This is a genomic window from Antarcticibacterium sp. 1MA-6-2 (assembly GCF_021535135.1).
Classification (GTDB): domain Bacteria; phylum Bacteroidota; class Bacteroidia; order Flavobacteriales; family Flavobacteriaceae; genus Gillisia.
This window is the reverse complement of record NZ_CP091036.1, coordinates 1006413-1021152: the sequence shown is the minus strand read 5'-3', so window position 1 is coordinate 1021152 and position 14740 is coordinate 1006413. Positions and strand designations below refer to the sequence as shown.

Below are 14740 nucleotides of genomic sequence, written 5' to 3'. Positions count from 1 at the left end.
TACAGTTGAGGAAATCTTAGTTGCCAGGAATTCTCTTTGAGATGATATTTGTTTAGTAAATGTGCGCGACTGCAAATAATTATACTACTGAAGTTAATATTTCCCAATGGAACTGAGGTAGAGGCACAAAAAAAGAAATAGAATATGAGAAAGTATTACAAAGCCATAGGTATAGGCTTTATAATTGGACTGGTTCTTTTTTTTCTGGAACAAAGTTTCAGGATCATATCCGGGGGTGAAGTCATTTTGAATTTAAGGTTATTAGAAAGCCTGAGCCTTTATGTTTTATACAGCGTGCCGCTAAGTTTTGTCAATGGTTATTATTTTGGATTTTTGAATACCCTTGAGTGGAAGAGAAATGGCAAATGGCGGTTTGGGATTGGTTTGCTGGGATCAATATTTCTTACCCTTTTCACAATCTTCCTTATAAGGATAATTCATAAGGTTGGTTTCACTTAGTAAGAGTTTCGAAGAATTTTTTGCTACAGAAAATCTTCAGTTCTACTTCATTGCTCTTATTATAACTTTGGTAATTTCTCTCTTTTTCCATGCAATTTATTTTTACCGAATGTTGCAGGAAAAAAAGGTTACCGAGCAAAAGATAATTGCAGGTACTGCTTCAGCTAAGTTTGAAAGTTTAAAGAATCAAATAGATCCCCACTTTTTATTTAATAGTTTAAATGTACTTACTTCCTTAATAGAGGAGAGCCCAGAGATTGCCCAAAGGTTTACAACATCACTTTCAAAAATATATAGGTACGTTCTGGAACAAAAGGATAAGGAACTTGTAAATTTAAGCGAAGAACTGGAGTTTGCTGTTACTTATATGAATCTGCTTAAAATGAGATTTGAAGATAGTATTTCATATAGTATTCCGCAGGAAATAGAAAATCCTGAGGCCAAGGTGGTGCCTCTATCTCTTCAGCTACTCCTGGAAAACACAGTAAAACATAATATAGTAAGTGAAGCAAAACCTCTCTACATTAAACTTTATGAAGAAGTAGGGTATCTGGTTGTTGAGAATAATCTGCAAAAAAAGGAAGTAATGCAATCCAGGCGCGGTGTGGGTTTAAAAAATATTGTTGACTAAGTATTCCCTTATAACATCAAGAGAAATTACAATTGAAGAAAACAGCGAGATATTTCGTATTAAAATACCACTATTAACCAAGCAAATTACAGTTATGGAAAAAAGTAAAACTAATGAAGATAATTCATATTTAAGAGCAAGGGCACGGGTTAAAGAAATAAAAGAATTTTATGGGAACCTTACTTCTTACTGCCTGGTTATTCCTTTTCTTATATTTATTAACTATAAGACCTATTTTGGGTTTCAATGGTTTTGGTTTCCACTTTTTGGATGGGGAATTGGGTTAGCGATCCATGGCCTCACTGTTTATGGGTATGGAAAGAGATGGGAAGAGAGAAAAATAAGAGAGATTTTAGACAAAGAGGAGAAACTGAATAAAAGCTGGAAATAATGGAAAACAGGTACATAGAGAATAATAGATATAAAGCCGCTCAAAAAAGAGTTAAAGAGATAAAAGGTTTTTACGTGCACCTCCTGGTTTATATCCTTGTGAATTTGTTTATTATTTTAGGAGGCTCCTGGGATGAAAGTTTTTCCAGCAGGTTTCTGGATCTGGAGAATTACATTACCGCATTTCTTTGGGGTATAGGTTTACTGGCGCATTGGGCGGGAGTTTTTGGGACTTAGTTTATTTTTGGAAGGAAATGGGAAGAAAGAAAGATCCAGGAATTTATGGATCAGGAAAAACTGGAAAGAAAACGCTGGGAATAATTTAAGAAGAAAAATAATTCAGCTAAATAATTCTAAATGAAGGCTATCATTATAGAAGATGAAAAACCATCTGCAAGACGGCTCAACAGGATGCTTGAAAAAAAGGAGGTAAAGGTATCTACTACTTTACATTCTGTAGAAGAGTCTATATCATGGTTTAAAGAGAACGAGCACCCGGATATTATTTTTCTTGATATTCAGCTAAATGATGGTCTTTCCTTTGAAATTTTTGAATCTATTGATATCAAAAGTGCGATTATTTTTACCACAGCTTATGATGAATATGCACTCCAGGCATTTAAACTTAACAGCATTGATTATCTACTAAAGCCTATTGATGAGGAAGAATTGGATGCGGCTGTTAAAAAATATGAAAATTTGATAGATAATTATCAGGGTAAGATTCCCGCTTCCCAAAACGTCCAATTAAATTTTGAAGATATAAGGAAGCTACTGGTAAATCCTTTGGAACGTGAGTATAAGAGACGCTTTACCATTAAAGTGGGACAACATCTTAAAATGATCCCGATAGAGGAAATAGAATGCCTTTATAGCGAGAATAAAGGTACTTACCTTTACACAACAGAAAGCAGATGTTTTCCCCTGGATATAAGTCTCGAAAATCTTGAGGATGAGTTGCCCCCTCAAACTTTTTTTAGAGTAAACAGAAAATTTTTTATTAACATCAATTCAATTAGTGATATTATTAGCTACAGCAACTCCCGGCTTAAAATTAAATTAAATAGGTTTAATGAGCAGGAAATAATCGTTGCAAGAGAGCGGGTTAAAGAGTTCCGGGATTGGTTGGAATAGGAGGGAAGCCACATTTATATAACACAAAAGCAACCGTTTGGTTGCTTTTGTGTTATAATGTTATAAATCTTATTCTGTTATTGTTCCACAACCAACTCTGGTAATAGCATCACCAGACGGTTGAGAAGTGAAATCGTCTACACCGTCATGAATTACAACTGCTTTACCAACTATGTTTTTTGTGTCATCATCACAACCAATACACCACTGGTCTGTAGTCATAGTAATTGTTCCGTTTCCATTTGCATCAACTTTGAAATTACCTATATCTCCACGATGGTAACCTTCAGGATCACCCCATTTTCCATGTTTTTCAAAGGTGGGATTCCAGTAGCCATAGCAGAGATGATCCGTCTTCTGCAGAACAATCAGCATTTTCATGAATATGAATAGCGTGCATTCCTTCGGCAAGGCCGTCAATAATTGCAGTTACAGTCACTTCTCCATTTTCTTCAGTGAATACGGCATTTCCCGAAAGTTCACTTCCACTTTTTGGCTCCAGGGTGACCTGTATCTTCTTAGCCTCTTGAGTTTGTTCCTGTGTCATCTCAGTATCAGTGTTCATACTGTCTGCCTCTGTAGTATTTTCTTTGTTTTCGTTTTTACATCCTACAATAAGTATGGAGGCTGCAAACAAAAAAGTAAAGCTAAATTTTTTCATAATTTGAAAGATTGGTTTATCTGGGAACTAAATTAAAGTGATTGTCGATATTCACCAAAGTTTTAAGCTTAGCTTAACAAAAGAATTTTTCTTTTTTTAACTAAAAACATGTAAAATATCTTACTTCAAAATTATCTATTCTTTTCCATTTTCCCTTTTCTAAATGAAAATAATTATTAATTTTTTTTTAAAATTCGTCTTTTAGAAAGATTAGCAGGAAGAATTATAAAGGATTTAACTATAAAATTATACAAATTATTTTATTATAGTTATTACTAATTCTAACAAATCCATGTGAAAGGATCTCTACAACACGCCAATTCCATACTTTTATTCTGCTTCCTTATTATTGCCGCATTGTGGTTTGGAGCCAGTATATTTATTCCTATAACCTTTGCTGTTTTTTTCTCAACTCTCCTTGTTCCTGTCTCTAATTTTCTTGAGCAAAAAGGATGGGGCAGGATTTCCTCCTCTTTTATTAGTACTTTTTTGTTATTCCTGGGAATTGGTATTATTTTCTTTTTCATTATTCGGCAACTGGGAATATTTGTAAATGACCTGGTCGAGAAAAAGGAGGAAATAGGAGGCTATATTTTGGTGTTGCAGGAGAAAGTAGTTTACCTCACAGGTTATTCCCTGCAGGAACAGGAGGAAATATTTCAGGGCAGATTAGCAGAAATATTAGACTTTGTTCAAAACTTTGTTTCTAACCTTCTCGCTGATTTTACAGGTATCACCCTGAAATTTCTGCTGGTTCTAATTTATATCTTTCTGCTTTTAATCAACCGGGATAAATTTGTGCAATTTATAATGATGTACGTTCCCAAAGAAAAGAAGGAGGAAACACGGGAGATACTAGGCCAAACTCAAAAAATTGCCCATAAATATTTATGGGGCAGGCTCCAGGTAATGTTACTTCTGGGGGTAATGTATACCATTACATTTTTTGGTTATGACCTGCCTCACGCCCTTTTATTAATAATATTTGGAATGGTCATAACGGTTATTCCCTATGTTGGACCGTTTATAAGCGGATTGCTTCCCATTCTATTCATGATCATATTTGGAGGCAGTACTTTGGAAATAGTATCTTTTACAATTATTGTTATCATTATTCAGTTAATAGAAAGTTATGTTCTGGAGCTAATTATTGGGTCTGAAGTTCAGCAGAGTCCATTATTTGTAATTATTGCAGTCATAATAGGAGGTGCCCTATGGGGAGCAGCAGGACTCATTTTATTTGTTCCACTCTTTGGAATTTTAAAAATTCTATTTGACCATACTCAAGACCTAAAACCCTTAGGGTTTTTGATAGGTTATGCAAGGCCGGGAGCTAAAGAAACATTCCTTGATAAAATCATTAAAAAATTAAAGAAGTAACCTTAAAGATCTTTTAGCTTCGTTTTTATTTCTACCTTTTCGTGAAGAGTTTTGTGAACGGGACATTTATCTGCTATTTGAAGAATTCGCTGTTTTTGTTTCTCGTCGAGCTCCCCCTGCACAATTATCTCCCTTTCAAAAAGGTCAATTTTGGCTGAAGGTTTTTCACATTCCTCACAATCAACTGAGTGAGATTTAGAGTGATTCACATGCGTTTCAACAGTTTCCAGCTTCCAGTTTTTTCTTCTCGCATACATTTGAATGGTCATAGAAGTACAGGAGGCAAGTGCTGCAGAAAGAAGATCATAAGGAGAGGGTCCATAATTACTTCCTCCGGCACTTTCGGGTTCATCAACAATTAACTGGTGATTTCGCGTCTTTACATAAGTAGTAAAGCCTTCGCTTCCCAGGTGTGCGACCACCTCATGTTCCGATTTTGGCTGTGGAACTTCAGGAATCTCAAGATAACGGTAAGCCCAGCTGCCAATTAGCTGTCCCACATACAAAGAGTCTTCTTTTTTAGATAAAAGATGATCTGCACCGTCAAGAGAAACAAAGCTTTTAGGATGCCTCGAAATGCGGTATAGTTCTTCAGCATTTTTTACTTCAACAATAGTGTCCTGGGGGGAGTGAAGTATAAGAAGAGATTTGTTAAGTTCCGGTAAAATTGAACTAAGTTTCTTTTCGTCTAAATCGTTTAGGAATTGTTTTTTTATACTAAAAGGTCGTCCACCAATATTTACTGATGCCATTCCTTTTGAATTTATTTCCTCTATTTCGTCTTGAAGCAGGTGAGTGACGTGTTTTATACTTGCTGGAGTTCCAATAGTAGCGACGGCTTTTACATTTGACAGGTGCTGTGCAGCAAATAATACTGCAGCGCCACCCAAAGAATGTCCTACTAAAAGGGTGGGGGTTTTGTAATTTTCTTTTAAATAATCTGCCGCGGCTAAAAGGTCTTCAATATTTCCTGAAAAATTAGAATTGGCAAACTCTCCCTCACTTTCACCAAGACCAGTAAAATCAAATCTTAGAACTCCAAAACCTTTAGAGGTTAAACCGGAGCAGATATTTTTGACTGCTTTAAAATTTTTGTTACAGGTAAAACAATGGGCGAAAAGAACAAAATTATGGGCTTGGGTATTAAATGGCATTTCCAGATAACCTGCCAGTTTATCTCCGTTTTTATTCTCAAAAAATATTTTGGACGAGTTCATTCTTGCAATTTTTTCTAAAATAAGTATTTTTTTAGATATGGGTCCTAAAGAAAAAAGCTGCAGGATTCTCCCGCAGCTTTTTATATAAGGGATAACTTAAATTCTATTCCAATTCTTTAATTCTTATATTACGGTAGGATACTTTATCCCCGTGATCCTGAAGAGCGATATGGCCTGTTCTTTCTTTTCCAAAGTTCTCCCAGTCTTTAAACTTAGAGTTTTCAACCAGCTTATTCCATTCTTCACCATGAAGAGGGAATTGGTTCACCTGGGTTCCGTTCAAAGTTACAGTTCCCTGATTCTCTTCGTAATTTATTCTTAAGGTCATTTCGTTCCATTCACCTGCAGGCTTCGTAACGTCCTCTGAAGGTTCAGACATGTCATATAATGCTCCAGTCTGGCGGATTGGACCATTTTTACCATCAGGATGTCTTTCATTATCAAGAACCTGAATTTCGGGACTAGGTTAAATAAGGCTCACCAAATTTCTCATCCTCCTGTACTCCCCACATAATTCCACTGTTTCCTCCTTCGGCAATCTTATATTCCAGGGAAAGTTCAAAATTCGTGTATTCATCCTTAGAGATGAGATTTTGAGATCCTTCTCTACCTTCCGTAGGAGAAAAAGCTAAGGCATTATCCTCAATCTTCCATTCGGTAATTTCATCTGCATTATAAGCTTTCCAGTTATCCATATTTTGACCATCAAATAGCGCGATATCGCTATCTTGATCTTCCGGAATGTTTTCTTCCTGTGGCTCCATATTTACACTCTCTTCCTGTGATTCTTTGTCATTTTTACAGCTTAATGTAAATACAGCAACTGCCATTAATAATAAACTTGTTTTCTTCATTTTATTTGGTTTTTAATTAATTCCTAAGATCTTTTTTAATTTGTTTTCATCAATGGCAGTTCCTGCGAAATCATCAAATTTCTTTTCTGTTGCCTCAATTATATGGCTTTGAATAAATGGCGCTCCTTCACGTGCTCCCTGTTCAGGTGACTTAATGCAGCATTCCCATTCCATTACAGCCCATACGTCGCATCCATACCTGGTGAGCTTGGAGAAAATAGTCTTGAAATCCACCTGCCCGTCACCCGGATGTCGATATCTCCCGGCTCTGTCTATCCAATCTTCATAACCACCAAAAGTACCTTTCTTTCCTGTTGGATTAAATTCAGCATCCTTTACGTGGAACATTTTTATATATTCGTGGTAAAGATCTATATATTCAATGTAATCTAATTGTTGCAGAACAAAATGACTGGGGTCGTAGAGAATATTTACTCTTTTATGATTATTTGTTGCAGCAAGAAATCGTTCAAAGGTCACTCCATCGTGCAGATCTTCACCGGGATGTACCTCATAGCATACATCTACTCCCTGCTCATCAAAAGCGTCCAGAATAGGCATCCATCTGTCGGCCAATTCTTTAAAGCCTAATTCTACCAGGCCTTTTGGTCGTTGAGGCCAGGGATGTGCGGTGTGCCAAAGTAGTGAGCCGCTAAAGGTGCCGTGAACGTCCAACCCAAGATTTCTGCTGGCTTTTGCTGCACTTTTTAATTGTTCCACTGCCCATTTTGTTCGCTCTTTGGGATTATTGTGTAATTCTTCAGGAGCAAAATTGTCAAACATAGTATCATAAGCCGGATGAACTGCCACGAGCTGACCTTGCAGGTGAGTCGATAGTTCAGTTATTTCCAGTCCATAAGAATTAATTTTGCCCTTTAATTCATCGCAATAGGTCTTGCTCTCTGCAGCTTTTGTAAGATCGATCAAAGCGTTTTCCCAGGTAGGAATTTGTATCCCTTTATAACCCAGATCTGCTGCCCATTTACATAAACCATCGAGAGTATTAAATGGTGGCTTACTGTCCATAAACTGTGCTAGAAATACCGCAGGTCCTTTAATAGTTTTCATGTTAGTTATTTATAAATTGATTATTCGTCGATTTTAACCCAAACATTTCCATTTTGGTGAGATTCTACGGCCTTTTCAATGAAGTTCATACCTCTTATTCCATCCTTCATAGTAGGAAATTCTGCAGGATGATATTCTTCTCCTTTAATAGCTTTGGCTACTCCTTTATAAATATTTCCCATTGAATCAAATATACCTTCAGGATGTCCCGGAGGTAATTTTGTGCCGTCAAGGGATAGCTTGCTATTATAGGTGTGACCAGGTTTTAATACTTTTAAAGGTTTGCCTTCTTCAAGTAAATATAAATAATTAGGATTTTCCTGTTCCCATTTTAATGCTGCTTTTTCTCCATAGATACTTACTGAAAAATTATTTTCCTCACCAGTAGCAATCTGGCTAGTTCGGATAATGCCTTTGACAAATTCTGAAAATCTAAGTAGAATAGTGCCATCAATGTCCATTCTATTATCCTCGTAGAGATAATTAAGGTCAGCTAAAATTTCTTTTATTTCCAAACCTGTAAGGAACTCAATCATATCAAAAGCATGAGTTCCAATATCACCTACGCAACAGCTTATCCCCGATTTTTCCGGATCAAGTCTCCAGGCATTCTTTCTTTTAGTTTCATCGTGAATTATTGAATTGATCCAACCCTGGTAATATTGTACATCCACCTTCTGGATTTTTCCAATAAGCCCGTTAGAGATCATTTCTCTCATTTGCCTTACCATAGGGTACCCTGTATAAGTATAGGTAACAGCAAAAACTGTTTTTGATTTCCGAAGTGCTTCTTCAAGAACCTTAGCTTCTTTGTAAGTGGTAGTAAGGGGTTTTTCGCAAATTACATTGAAGCCCCCTTCCAATAATTGCTTGGCCATGGGAAAGTGGAGAAAATTAGGCGTAAGTATGGAAATCACCTGCATTCTCTCATTTTCAGGAAGGGCAGACTCCTCTTGTATTAAAGTAGCGAGATCTTTATAAACCCTGTTTGTTCTTATTCCTATTTCCTTTGCGAAGGAAATACTTTGTTCCAGTTCTATATTAAAGACTCCACCTATCAGTTCGAATTGGTCGTACATAACAGAGGCAACACGGTGGAGAACACCTATAAGGGAATCTCCACCACCGCCCAGAATACCTAATCTTATTTTATTACTCATCATTGTTTATAGCTAATTTCAACTATAGATTGTCCACTACCTTTTTATCCAGTTTTTCATTCTTGAAGAAAATAGCAAATAATATCATCACTACAAAAGCAAATCCCGCCGGAACTATCCAAATTTGTTCCCAATTGTGGCTGCCATCAGGATTGAGATGCATGTCACTAATGAGTCCTGCAACATAAAAACCTACTAACATTCCAACTCCATAAGTGGCCAGTGTAATTAATCCCTGGGCAGCACTTTTTATTTTTGGACCAGCTTTTGAATCGGTATAAATCTGGCCGGAAACAAAGAAAAAGTCATAACAAATACCATGTAAGGCTATTCCTATAATGAGCATGTAAACCAGTTCTCCTGCATTTCCATAGGCGAAAAGAAAATATCTTATAACCCATGAGAGCATCCCTGCTAATAAGGTGATTTTAAATCCAAATTTCTTAAAGAAAAAGGGAAGTAGCAGTAAAAACAGGGCTTCAGAAATTTGCCCAATGGTCATCATTGCAGTTGGATCTTCCATGCCTACTTCCGCAAGAAAAGGGTTGGCATTTTGATAATAGAAAGCAAGAGGAATACATATAAGTATAGAGGATAGAAAGAACATCAGGAAATTTCTTCCTTTTAAAAGAGCCAGTGCTTCTAATCCTAGAAGGTCAGAGATCTTCACTTTTTCACCTTTACTACTTGGAGGTGTTTTAGGTAGAGTAAAACTAAAAAGCCCTAAAACGAGAGAGGCAATTGAGACCATTAAAAAAGTATATCTTAACATACCTTCTGCACGAGCTTCAGGAGCGTCCCAGGCAAAGACAAGGCTTATTACCAAACCTGCAATGATCCATCCCAAGGTTCCAAAAACCCTTATGCCGGAAAATTGCTTTTCAGGATCGGTCATCTGGAAAAAAGAGATAGAGTTAACCAGAGCAAGTGTGGGCATATAAATGATCATGTATCCCAGAACATACGGATAGAAACTACCAAAATCCTGAGATTGGTACATCATATATAGTAATACTGCACCTATAAGGTGAAGAAATCCTAAAATTCTTTCTGCATTAAAAAACCTATCGGCTATTAAACCAATAATAAAGGGAGCTATTATTGCTCCCCAGGACTGAGTTGAAAATGCCATGGCCGTTTGAGAATCGAGTAGCTTCAAGATTATTGCCCAGAAAAGTTCCAAGCGTTACAAACCATCCTCCCCAAATGAAGAACTCAAGGAACATCATTGTGGATAATTGAAAACGAACTAAAGCTTTCATCTAATTTTGTTTTATTTTTATTTGGTTAATTTTTGTCCTTCTTCTATTAATAATTTCTTTGTGGCAAGAATACCTTCTTCTGCTGAAAGATTTTCACCTTCGAATTCTATACCTATATAGCCTGTATATCCTGCGTCCTTAACTATTTTCAACATTCTGCCAAAGTCTATAGTAGTTTCTTGGCCCTGTTCATTAAAATCATAGGATTTGGCACTTACGGCTTTTGCATTTTCCATTAATTCCTCAACGCCCTGATATTTAGGATATTCTTCAACACAGGGGGCTTGCCAAAGTTCGCCACCTTCACGTTTTAAACAAAAATTTCCAAAATCAGGAAGGGTGCTTAAGCATTTTTACGATCAACGCTTTCCATTACCTCGGTTAGAAGTTTAGCGTTGGAGGAAAGATATCCGTGGTTCTCCACAAGCACATTAATGTTCTTCTGTGCCGCATAATCAGATAATTTCTGAAGTCCGTCAGTAGCTGCTGTTTTCCATTCCTCAGGATCATTTGTTCCAAAAAGATTAACCCTTATTGCATGAGCACCTAAAAATTCTGCGGCATCTACCCATTTCTTGTGATTTTCTACAGCCTGATTGCGTTTTTCTTCCTCAGGAGAAGCAAGATCGCCTTCCCCGTCTACCATGATTAATACGTTCTCAACATTATATTGTTCGCTTTTACTTTTTAGACTGTCAAGCAGTTTTTGCATTGCTTCCGGAGTATTTCCTCCTTCCTCCAACTGGCGGGAGTATAGTTGACTTACGTATTCAATTCCTGTAAAACCTAATTCATTGGCCTTTTGTGCAAAATCCATGGGATCTATCTTCCCTTCCATTATAGGTTTACTTAGTGACCACTGTGCCAGTGAAATTTTAAAAAACAGACTATCATTGGGATTTGCATTGACTACCTGCTCATCCTGGATTTCTGATTTTTCTTCATTTTTACACGAAATAATACTTACGGAGAGAAAGAGAGTTAGAATTAAAAAGGTTAAATTTTGTGTTAATTTGGATCTCATAAAAGAAGCTTTAAGGTTAATTATTACTAAAAGGATTGAGCAAAATTTTGGAATCTTAAAAGTAGACTTTTTTTTAAACCTGTGAAATACTAAGTTATTTTGATATATTTGACAATACAGTTTTTTCTTAAAACTAAATTAAAATCCAGATTGTGAGCAAATTTTATGAAAATGACACCTATGACGCAATCGTTGTAGGCACAGGGATTAGCGGTGGATGGGCTGCTAAAGAACTATGTGAAAAAGGTTTTAAAACGTTGGTTCTGGAAAGAGGACGAATGGTGAAACACATTGAAGATTATCCTACAATGTACCACGACCCGTGGGATTACAAATATAAAGGGCAGGTTTCTATAGAAGAGCAAAAAGAACAACATAAGCAGGCAAGAACTAGGTTATACTGTAAATGAAGCAAGCCGTCACTGGTTTGTTAATGACCTCAAACATCCATATAATGAGGTTAAGCGATTTGACTGGATGCGTGGATATCATGTTGGTGGAAGATCTATTATGTGGGGTAGACACAGTTACCGCCTTAGTGATCTTGACTTTACAGCAAATCAAAAAGATGGAATAGCTGTAGACTGGCCTATTCGCTACAAAGATATTGCGCCATGGTACAATTATGTTGAATCTTACATTGGTGTTAGTGGAGAACAATTAGGTTTAAACCAATTACCAGACGGAAACTTTCTTCCTCCCATGGAGTTGAACTGTGTGGAAGATCACCTGAGAAAGAGTATAGCCGAAAGTTTTGAGGATGGAAGGGTTTTAACTTCGGGAAGGGTGGCTCATATTACCGGAAATCAGGAATTTGAAGGGAGATCTCCCTGTCAATACAGAAATCGATGTATAAGAGGTTGTCCTTATGGAGCTTATTTTAGCAGCAATGCCTCAACTTTACAAGCTGCGGAACGAACAGGTAATATGACCTTAAGACCCAATTCTGTAGTACATGAAGTAATTTATGATCCTAATACTCAAAGAGCAACAGGAGTAAGAATTATTGATGCTGAAACTAAAGAAACCCTGGAATTTAAAGCCAATGTTATTTTCCTTTGTGCCTCTGCAATAGCATCTACCAGTATTTTGATGCAATCAAAATCTGACAGATTTCCTGATGGAATGGGTAACGACAGCGGCGAATTGGGCCATAATATTATGGACCACCACTTTAAAGCTGGTGCTACAGGTAAATTTGATGGTTTCCACGATTCCTATTATAAAGGAAGAAAACCAAACGGGATATATCTTCCACGATTCAGAAATCTTTCTGATAATGAAAATCTAAGCTTTAAGCGTGGTTATGGTTATCAGGGAGGTGCAAGTAGAGGAGACTGGTCACAAATAGTTGCTGAAGCAGGGTATGGTAAAGCTTTAAAAGATGCTATTTTAGAACCAGGTGGCTGGCAAATGGGACTAATGGGATTTGGTGAAACTTTACCTTACCACGAAAATAAAATGACCCTTAATTATGATAATTTAGATGAATGGGGATTACCAACTGTTACCTTCGATGCCGAATTCAAAGAAAATGAATTGGAAATGCGAAAAGATATGGTAGAGCAGGCGGTAGCGATGTTGGAAAAAGGAGGATTTAAGGATATTTCCCGCGATGATGATATTGGAGCTCCGGGATTGGGAATCCATGAAATGGGAACTGCCAGAATGGGCCGTGATCCTAAAACTTCTGTCCTCAATGGAAATAACCAGGTTCATGCAGTGCCAAACGTTTACGTGACCGATGGATCCTTTATGACTTCTTCTGCCTGCCAGAATCCGTCATTAACCTATATGGCTATGACAGCAAGAGCAGCAGATCATGCTTCTAAGAATTTTAAAAAGTCCAACGCATAAAACATCTAAGATGAATAGAAGACAAGCATTAAAAAATATAGGATTAGGTGCGGGAATAATGGTAGTAGGCCCTTCAACTTTGAGTTTACTTCAAAGTTGCAAGAATGATCCCACTTATGATTGGGAACCAAGCTTTTTGAGTGCTGCAAATGGATTTGCACTAAAAAATATTTTGGAAGTCATTTTGCCAACAACAGATACTCCTGGTGCCGGAGACCTTAATCTGGCTCAGTTTATTGATTCCTATATGAACGAAGTGGCACACGAGGAAAGGCAGAAGGTTTTTAAACAGGGAGCTGAAGATTTTTCAGCTGCTTTTAAAAATGAATTTGATAAGGAATTAGGAGAAGGAACTCCTGAAGAATACGAAAAGTTGGTTGCAAGGTTTCTCACTTCTTCAGAAGACAAAGAGGAAGCTAATATGCGAAATACCGAAACTCAGGATCCTATGGATAATGATCCGGCAGATAAACTAACGTTTACTAAAGGATCAAGATCCTATGTTAATAATGTTAGAGACATGGGAATATGGGCCTGGAAAACCAGCGAACAGGTTGGGGAAAACGTATTATGGTATGATCCAATCCCTGGGCAATACATTGCCTGCGGCCCTCTTGAAGAACTAAGTAACGGGAGAGCAATGTCTTTATAATAGATATTGACAGCAAAATCTAAATGCCTCCGGAGAATTTTTATTCCGGAGGCATTTTTACTTGGAATTGCCGTAACAAATTAAAGAGATTCAAGAGGTAAGTAAATTTCAGTTTCCCACAATCTGGCATCACCTCCCATTTCTGGATTATTATTAAATATTTCCAAAGGTTCATTTAGAACAGGAATTTTTTCCTTTTCAGCATAACTCAGTAATTTTACCCAGGCAAGATGTGAGTACATATAGTTGCCATTATATTTAGCCAAAAGAGATTTTCTTGCAGGTAGGTTTTTCAGATAAATCCTGCGGGTTTCTTCAGGTGCATTTTCAGGATCAATAGGAAAGCAGAATTCAAATTTGATCCTATTACTTTTTATATCCCAATGAAGGACATTTATCCTTGGCCTGGCGGTCATATCAAGTTCATTTTTTTGGATATAGGCAGATAGATATTTTATATTTTTCATCATATCTGTGGCTTTATTTTTTACATCATTTTCAAATTTAATACAGGCACAGGTTGCGGCAGGTGAGCTTGTAATCCCTTCAATTTTTACTTCGTATAAATCTTTTTCTTCGTTTAAAGCGATTTGAAATTGTTGTACTTCTTCAGTAATTATTTTTTTGGCATCGTCCTGTCCAAATAATGACTTAAGCCTGGCAAACGAATTGTTTTCAATGGAATTAACACGGGCAGTAATCTGGCTGGAGGAGTCACTTTCTCTTATAAAATTCCAGGTGAGTTGTAGGTCACGATCATTTACGCTTACCTGCTGAACCAGTTGCTTGAAAGGAGTTTTTTGGGTGTATTTTGCTTCTTCCAAAAAATTGTATTTATAATACAACAGCTGCTGGTATACTTCCCCGGGAGTTTCATCAATTTTGAAGCTAATAGAATAATTATATTCTTTTATTAAAAAGTACCAGGCAGTAATAAAGCTGAGGACCACGATTAAAGTCCACAGGGTAAGGGTTTTTACCATTCAAATAA

The 14740-nt window shown here is 36.9% G+C and carries 17 protein-coding genes and 2 pseudogenes; 8 read left to right on the top strand and 11 right to left on the bottom strand.

Translation table 11 applies throughout. The features are described from left to right. The first annotated feature begins 144 nt into the window (after positions 1 to 144). The 5 genes from LZ575_RS23350 to LZ575_RS05185 all read left to right on the top strand — a co-directional run bounded on the left by LZ575_RS23350 (position 145) and on the right by LZ575_RS05185 (position 2614). Positions 145 to 459, top strand: coding sequence for a hypothetical protein (locus LZ575_RS23350; RefSeq protein ID WP_311195992.1), 315 nt, complete (start codon positions 145 to 147; stop codon positions 457 to 459). Beyond that, on the top strand, positions 446 to 1090 hold the full coding sequence (locus LZ575_RS23345; protein WP_311195991.1) for a histidine kinase: 645 nt from the start codon (positions 446 to 448) through the stop codon (positions 1088 to 1090). Before LZ575_RS23350 ends, LZ575_RS23345 begins: the two co-directional genes overlap by 14 nt. Before the next feature lie 94 nt (positions 1091 to 1184). Then, positions 1185 to 1481: a 2TM domain-containing protein gene (locus tag LZ575_RS23340; RefSeq protein ID WP_311195990.1), complete on the top strand. Its 297-nt coding sequence runs from the start codon at positions 1185 to 1187 to the stop codon at positions 1479 to 1481. Then, on the top strand, positions 1481 to 1717 hold the full coding sequence (locus LZ575_RS05190; RefSeq protein ID WP_235329546.1) for a 2TM domain-containing protein: 237 nt from the start codon (positions 1481 to 1483) through the stop codon (positions 1715 to 1717). Before LZ575_RS23340 ends, LZ575_RS05190 begins: the two co-directional genes overlap by 1 nt. Before the next feature lie 120 nt (positions 1718 to 1837). Continuing rightward, a complete protein-coding gene (locus tag LZ575_RS05185; protein ID WP_235329544.1) occupies positions 1838 to 2614 on the top strand; it encodes a LytTR family DNA-binding domain-containing protein in 777 nt (258 codons plus the stop codon). A gap of 69 nt (positions 2615 to 2683) precedes the next feature. On the opposite strand, the gene LZ575_RS24215 is transcribed toward LZ575_RS05185, so the two are convergent. After that, complete coding sequence (locus LZ575_RS24215) at positions 2684 to 2989, bottom strand: superoxide dismutase family protein (RefSeq protein WP_409187190.1); 306 nt, start codon at positions 2987 to 2989, stop codon at positions 2684 to 2686. Then, on the bottom strand, positions 2928 to 3275 hold the full coding sequence (locus tag LZ575_RS24210) for a superoxide dismutase family protein (RefSeq protein WP_409187189.1): 348 nt from the start codon (positions 3273 to 3275) through the stop codon (positions 2928 to 2930). The genes LZ575_RS24215 and LZ575_RS24210 overlap by 62 nt, the downstream gene beginning before the upstream one ends. A 294-nt stretch (positions 3276 to 3569) precedes the next feature. On the opposite strand from LZ575_RS24210, the gene LZ575_RS05175 reads away from it, so the two are divergent. Beyond that, a complete protein-coding gene (locus LZ575_RS05175) occupies positions 3570 to 4655 on the top strand; it encodes an AI-2E family transporter (protein WP_235329542.1) in 1086 nt (361 codons plus the stop codon). A 2-nt stretch (positions 4656 to 4657) separates the two neighbouring features. Here LZ575_RS05175 and LZ575_RS05170 read toward each other — a convergent pair whose 3' ends face one another. From LZ575_RS05170 to LZ575_RS05145, 8 genes and pseudogenes are all read right to left on the bottom strand, one after another. Beyond that, positions 4658 to 5872: a bifunctional alpha/beta hydrolase/OsmC family protein gene (locus LZ575_RS05170; RefSeq protein ID WP_235329540.1), complete on the bottom strand. Its 1215-nt coding sequence runs from the start codon at positions 5870 to 5872 to the stop codon at positions 4658 to 4660. Between the two features lie 103 nt (positions 5873 to 5975). Next, entirely contained in the window at positions 5976 to 6278 is a 303-nt protein-coding gene (locus LZ575_RS23335; RefSeq protein ID WP_311196091.1) for a DUF1080 domain-containing protein, read from the bottom strand. A gap of 55 nt (positions 6279 to 6333) precedes the next feature. Continuing rightward, positions 6334 to 6726 carry a DUF1080 domain-containing protein gene (locus LZ575_RS23330; protein WP_311195989.1) on the bottom strand — a complete coding sequence of 131 codons (393 nt, stop codon included), beginning with the start codon at positions 6724 to 6726 and terminating at the stop codon, positions 6334 to 6336. A gap of 12 nt (positions 6727 to 6738) precedes the next feature. Beyond that, entirely contained in the window at positions 6739 to 7794 is a 1056-nt protein-coding gene (locus tag LZ575_RS05160) for a sugar phosphate isomerase/epimerase (RefSeq protein ID WP_235329539.1), read from the bottom strand. Positions 7795 to 7814: 20 nt separating this feature from the next. Further along, on the bottom strand, positions 7815 to 8954 hold the full coding sequence (locus LZ575_RS05155; RefSeq protein WP_235330676.1) for a Gfo/Idh/MocA family protein: 1140 nt from the start codon (positions 8952 to 8954) through the stop codon (positions 7815 to 7817). 22 nt (positions 8955 to 8976) lie between these two features. Next, positions 8977 to 10216 (bottom strand): annotated as a pseudogene (locus LZ575_RS05150) (MFS transporter). Positions 10217 to 10233: 17 nt separating this feature from the next. Beyond that, on the bottom strand, positions 10234 to 10452 hold the full coding sequence (locus LZ575_RS23325; protein WP_311195988.1) for a hypothetical protein: 219 nt from the start codon (positions 10450 to 10452) through the stop codon (positions 10234 to 10236). 107 nt (positions 10453 to 10559) lie between these two features. Then, positions 10560 to 11240: a TIM barrel protein gene (locus LZ575_RS05145; protein WP_311195987.1), complete on the bottom strand. Its 681-nt coding sequence runs from the start codon at positions 11238 to 11240 to the stop codon at positions 10560 to 10562. Positions 11241 to 11392: 152 nt separating this feature from the next. On the opposite strand from LZ575_RS05145, the pseudogene LZ575_RS05140 reads away from it, so the two are divergent. Both LZ575_RS05140 and LZ575_RS05135 read left to right on the top strand, forming a co-directional pair. After that, positions 11393 to 13097, top strand: a pseudogene (locus tag LZ575_RS05140) (GMC oxidoreductase). Positions 13098 to 13107: 10 nt separating this feature from the next. After that, entirely contained in the window at positions 13108 to 13749 is a 642-nt protein-coding gene (locus tag LZ575_RS05135; protein WP_235329537.1) for a gluconate 2-dehydrogenase subunit 3 family protein, read from the top strand. An 80-nt stretch (positions 13750 to 13829) separates the two neighbouring features. Here LZ575_RS05135 and LZ575_RS05130 read toward each other — a convergent pair whose 3' ends face one another. Then, on the bottom strand, positions 13830 to 14732 hold the full coding sequence (locus LZ575_RS05130) for a GyrI-like domain-containing protein (protein WP_235329535.1): 903 nt from the start codon (positions 14730 to 14732) through the stop codon (positions 13830 to 13832). Between the last annotated feature and the right edge of the window lie 8 nt (positions 14733 to 14740).

Bases quoted from the DNA above. Each gene is read 5' to 3' on its own strand.
- LZ575_RS05145 (WP_311195987.1), bottom strand. From the start codon at position 11,240: ATGAGATCCAAATTAACACAAAATTTAACCTTTTTAATTCTAACTCTC.
- LZ575_RS05130 (WP_235329535.1), bottom strand. From the start codon at position 14,732: ATGGTAAAAACCCTTACCCTGTGGACTTTAATCGTGGTCCTCAGCTTT.
- LZ575_RS05155 (WP_235330676.1), bottom strand. From the start codon at position 8,954: ATGAGTAATAAAATAAGATTAGGTATTCTGGGCGGTGGTGGAGATTCC.
- LZ575_RS23325 (WP_311195988.1), bottom strand. From the start codon at position 10,452: ATGGAAAATGCAAAAGCCGTAAGTGCCAAATCCTATGATTTTAATGAA.
- LZ575_RS23340 (WP_311195990.1), top strand. From the start codon at position 1,185: ATGGAAAAAAGTAAAACTAATGAAGATAATTCATATTTAAGAGCAAGG.
- LZ575_RS24215 (WP_409187190.1), bottom strand. From the start codon at position 2,989: ATGCTGATTGTTCTGCAGAAGACGGATCATCTCTGCTATGGCTACTGG.
- LZ575_RS23350 (WP_311195992.1), top strand. From the start codon at position 145: ATGAGAAAGTATTACAAAGCCATAGGTATAGGCTTTATAATTGGACTG.
- LZ575_RS05170 (WP_235329540.1), bottom strand. From the start codon at position 5,872: ATGAACTCGTCCAAAATATTTTTTGAGAATAAAAACGGAGATAAACTG.
- LZ575_RS23330 (WP_311195989.1), bottom strand. From the start codon at position 6,726: ATGAAGAAAACAAGTTTATTATTAATGGCAGTTGCTGTATTTACATTA.
- LZ575_RS05190 (WP_235329546.1), top strand. From the start codon at position 1,481: ATGGAAAACAGGTACATAGAGAATAATAGATATAAAGCCGCTCAAAAA.
- LZ575_RS05160 (WP_235329539.1), bottom strand. From the start codon at position 7,794: ATGAAAACTATTAAAGGACCTGCGGTATTTCTAGCACAGTTTATGGAC.
- LZ575_RS24210 (WP_409187189.1), bottom strand. From the start codon at position 3,275: ATGAAAAAATTTAGCTTTACTTTTTTGTTTGCAGCCTCCATACTTATT.
- LZ575_RS05135 (WP_235329537.1), top strand. From the start codon at position 13,108: ATGAATAGAAGACAAGCATTAAAAAATATAGGATTAGGTGCGGGAATA.
- LZ575_RS05185 (WP_235329544.1), top strand. From the start codon at position 1,838: ATGAAGGCTATCATTATAGAAGATGAAAAACCATCTGCAAGACGGCTC.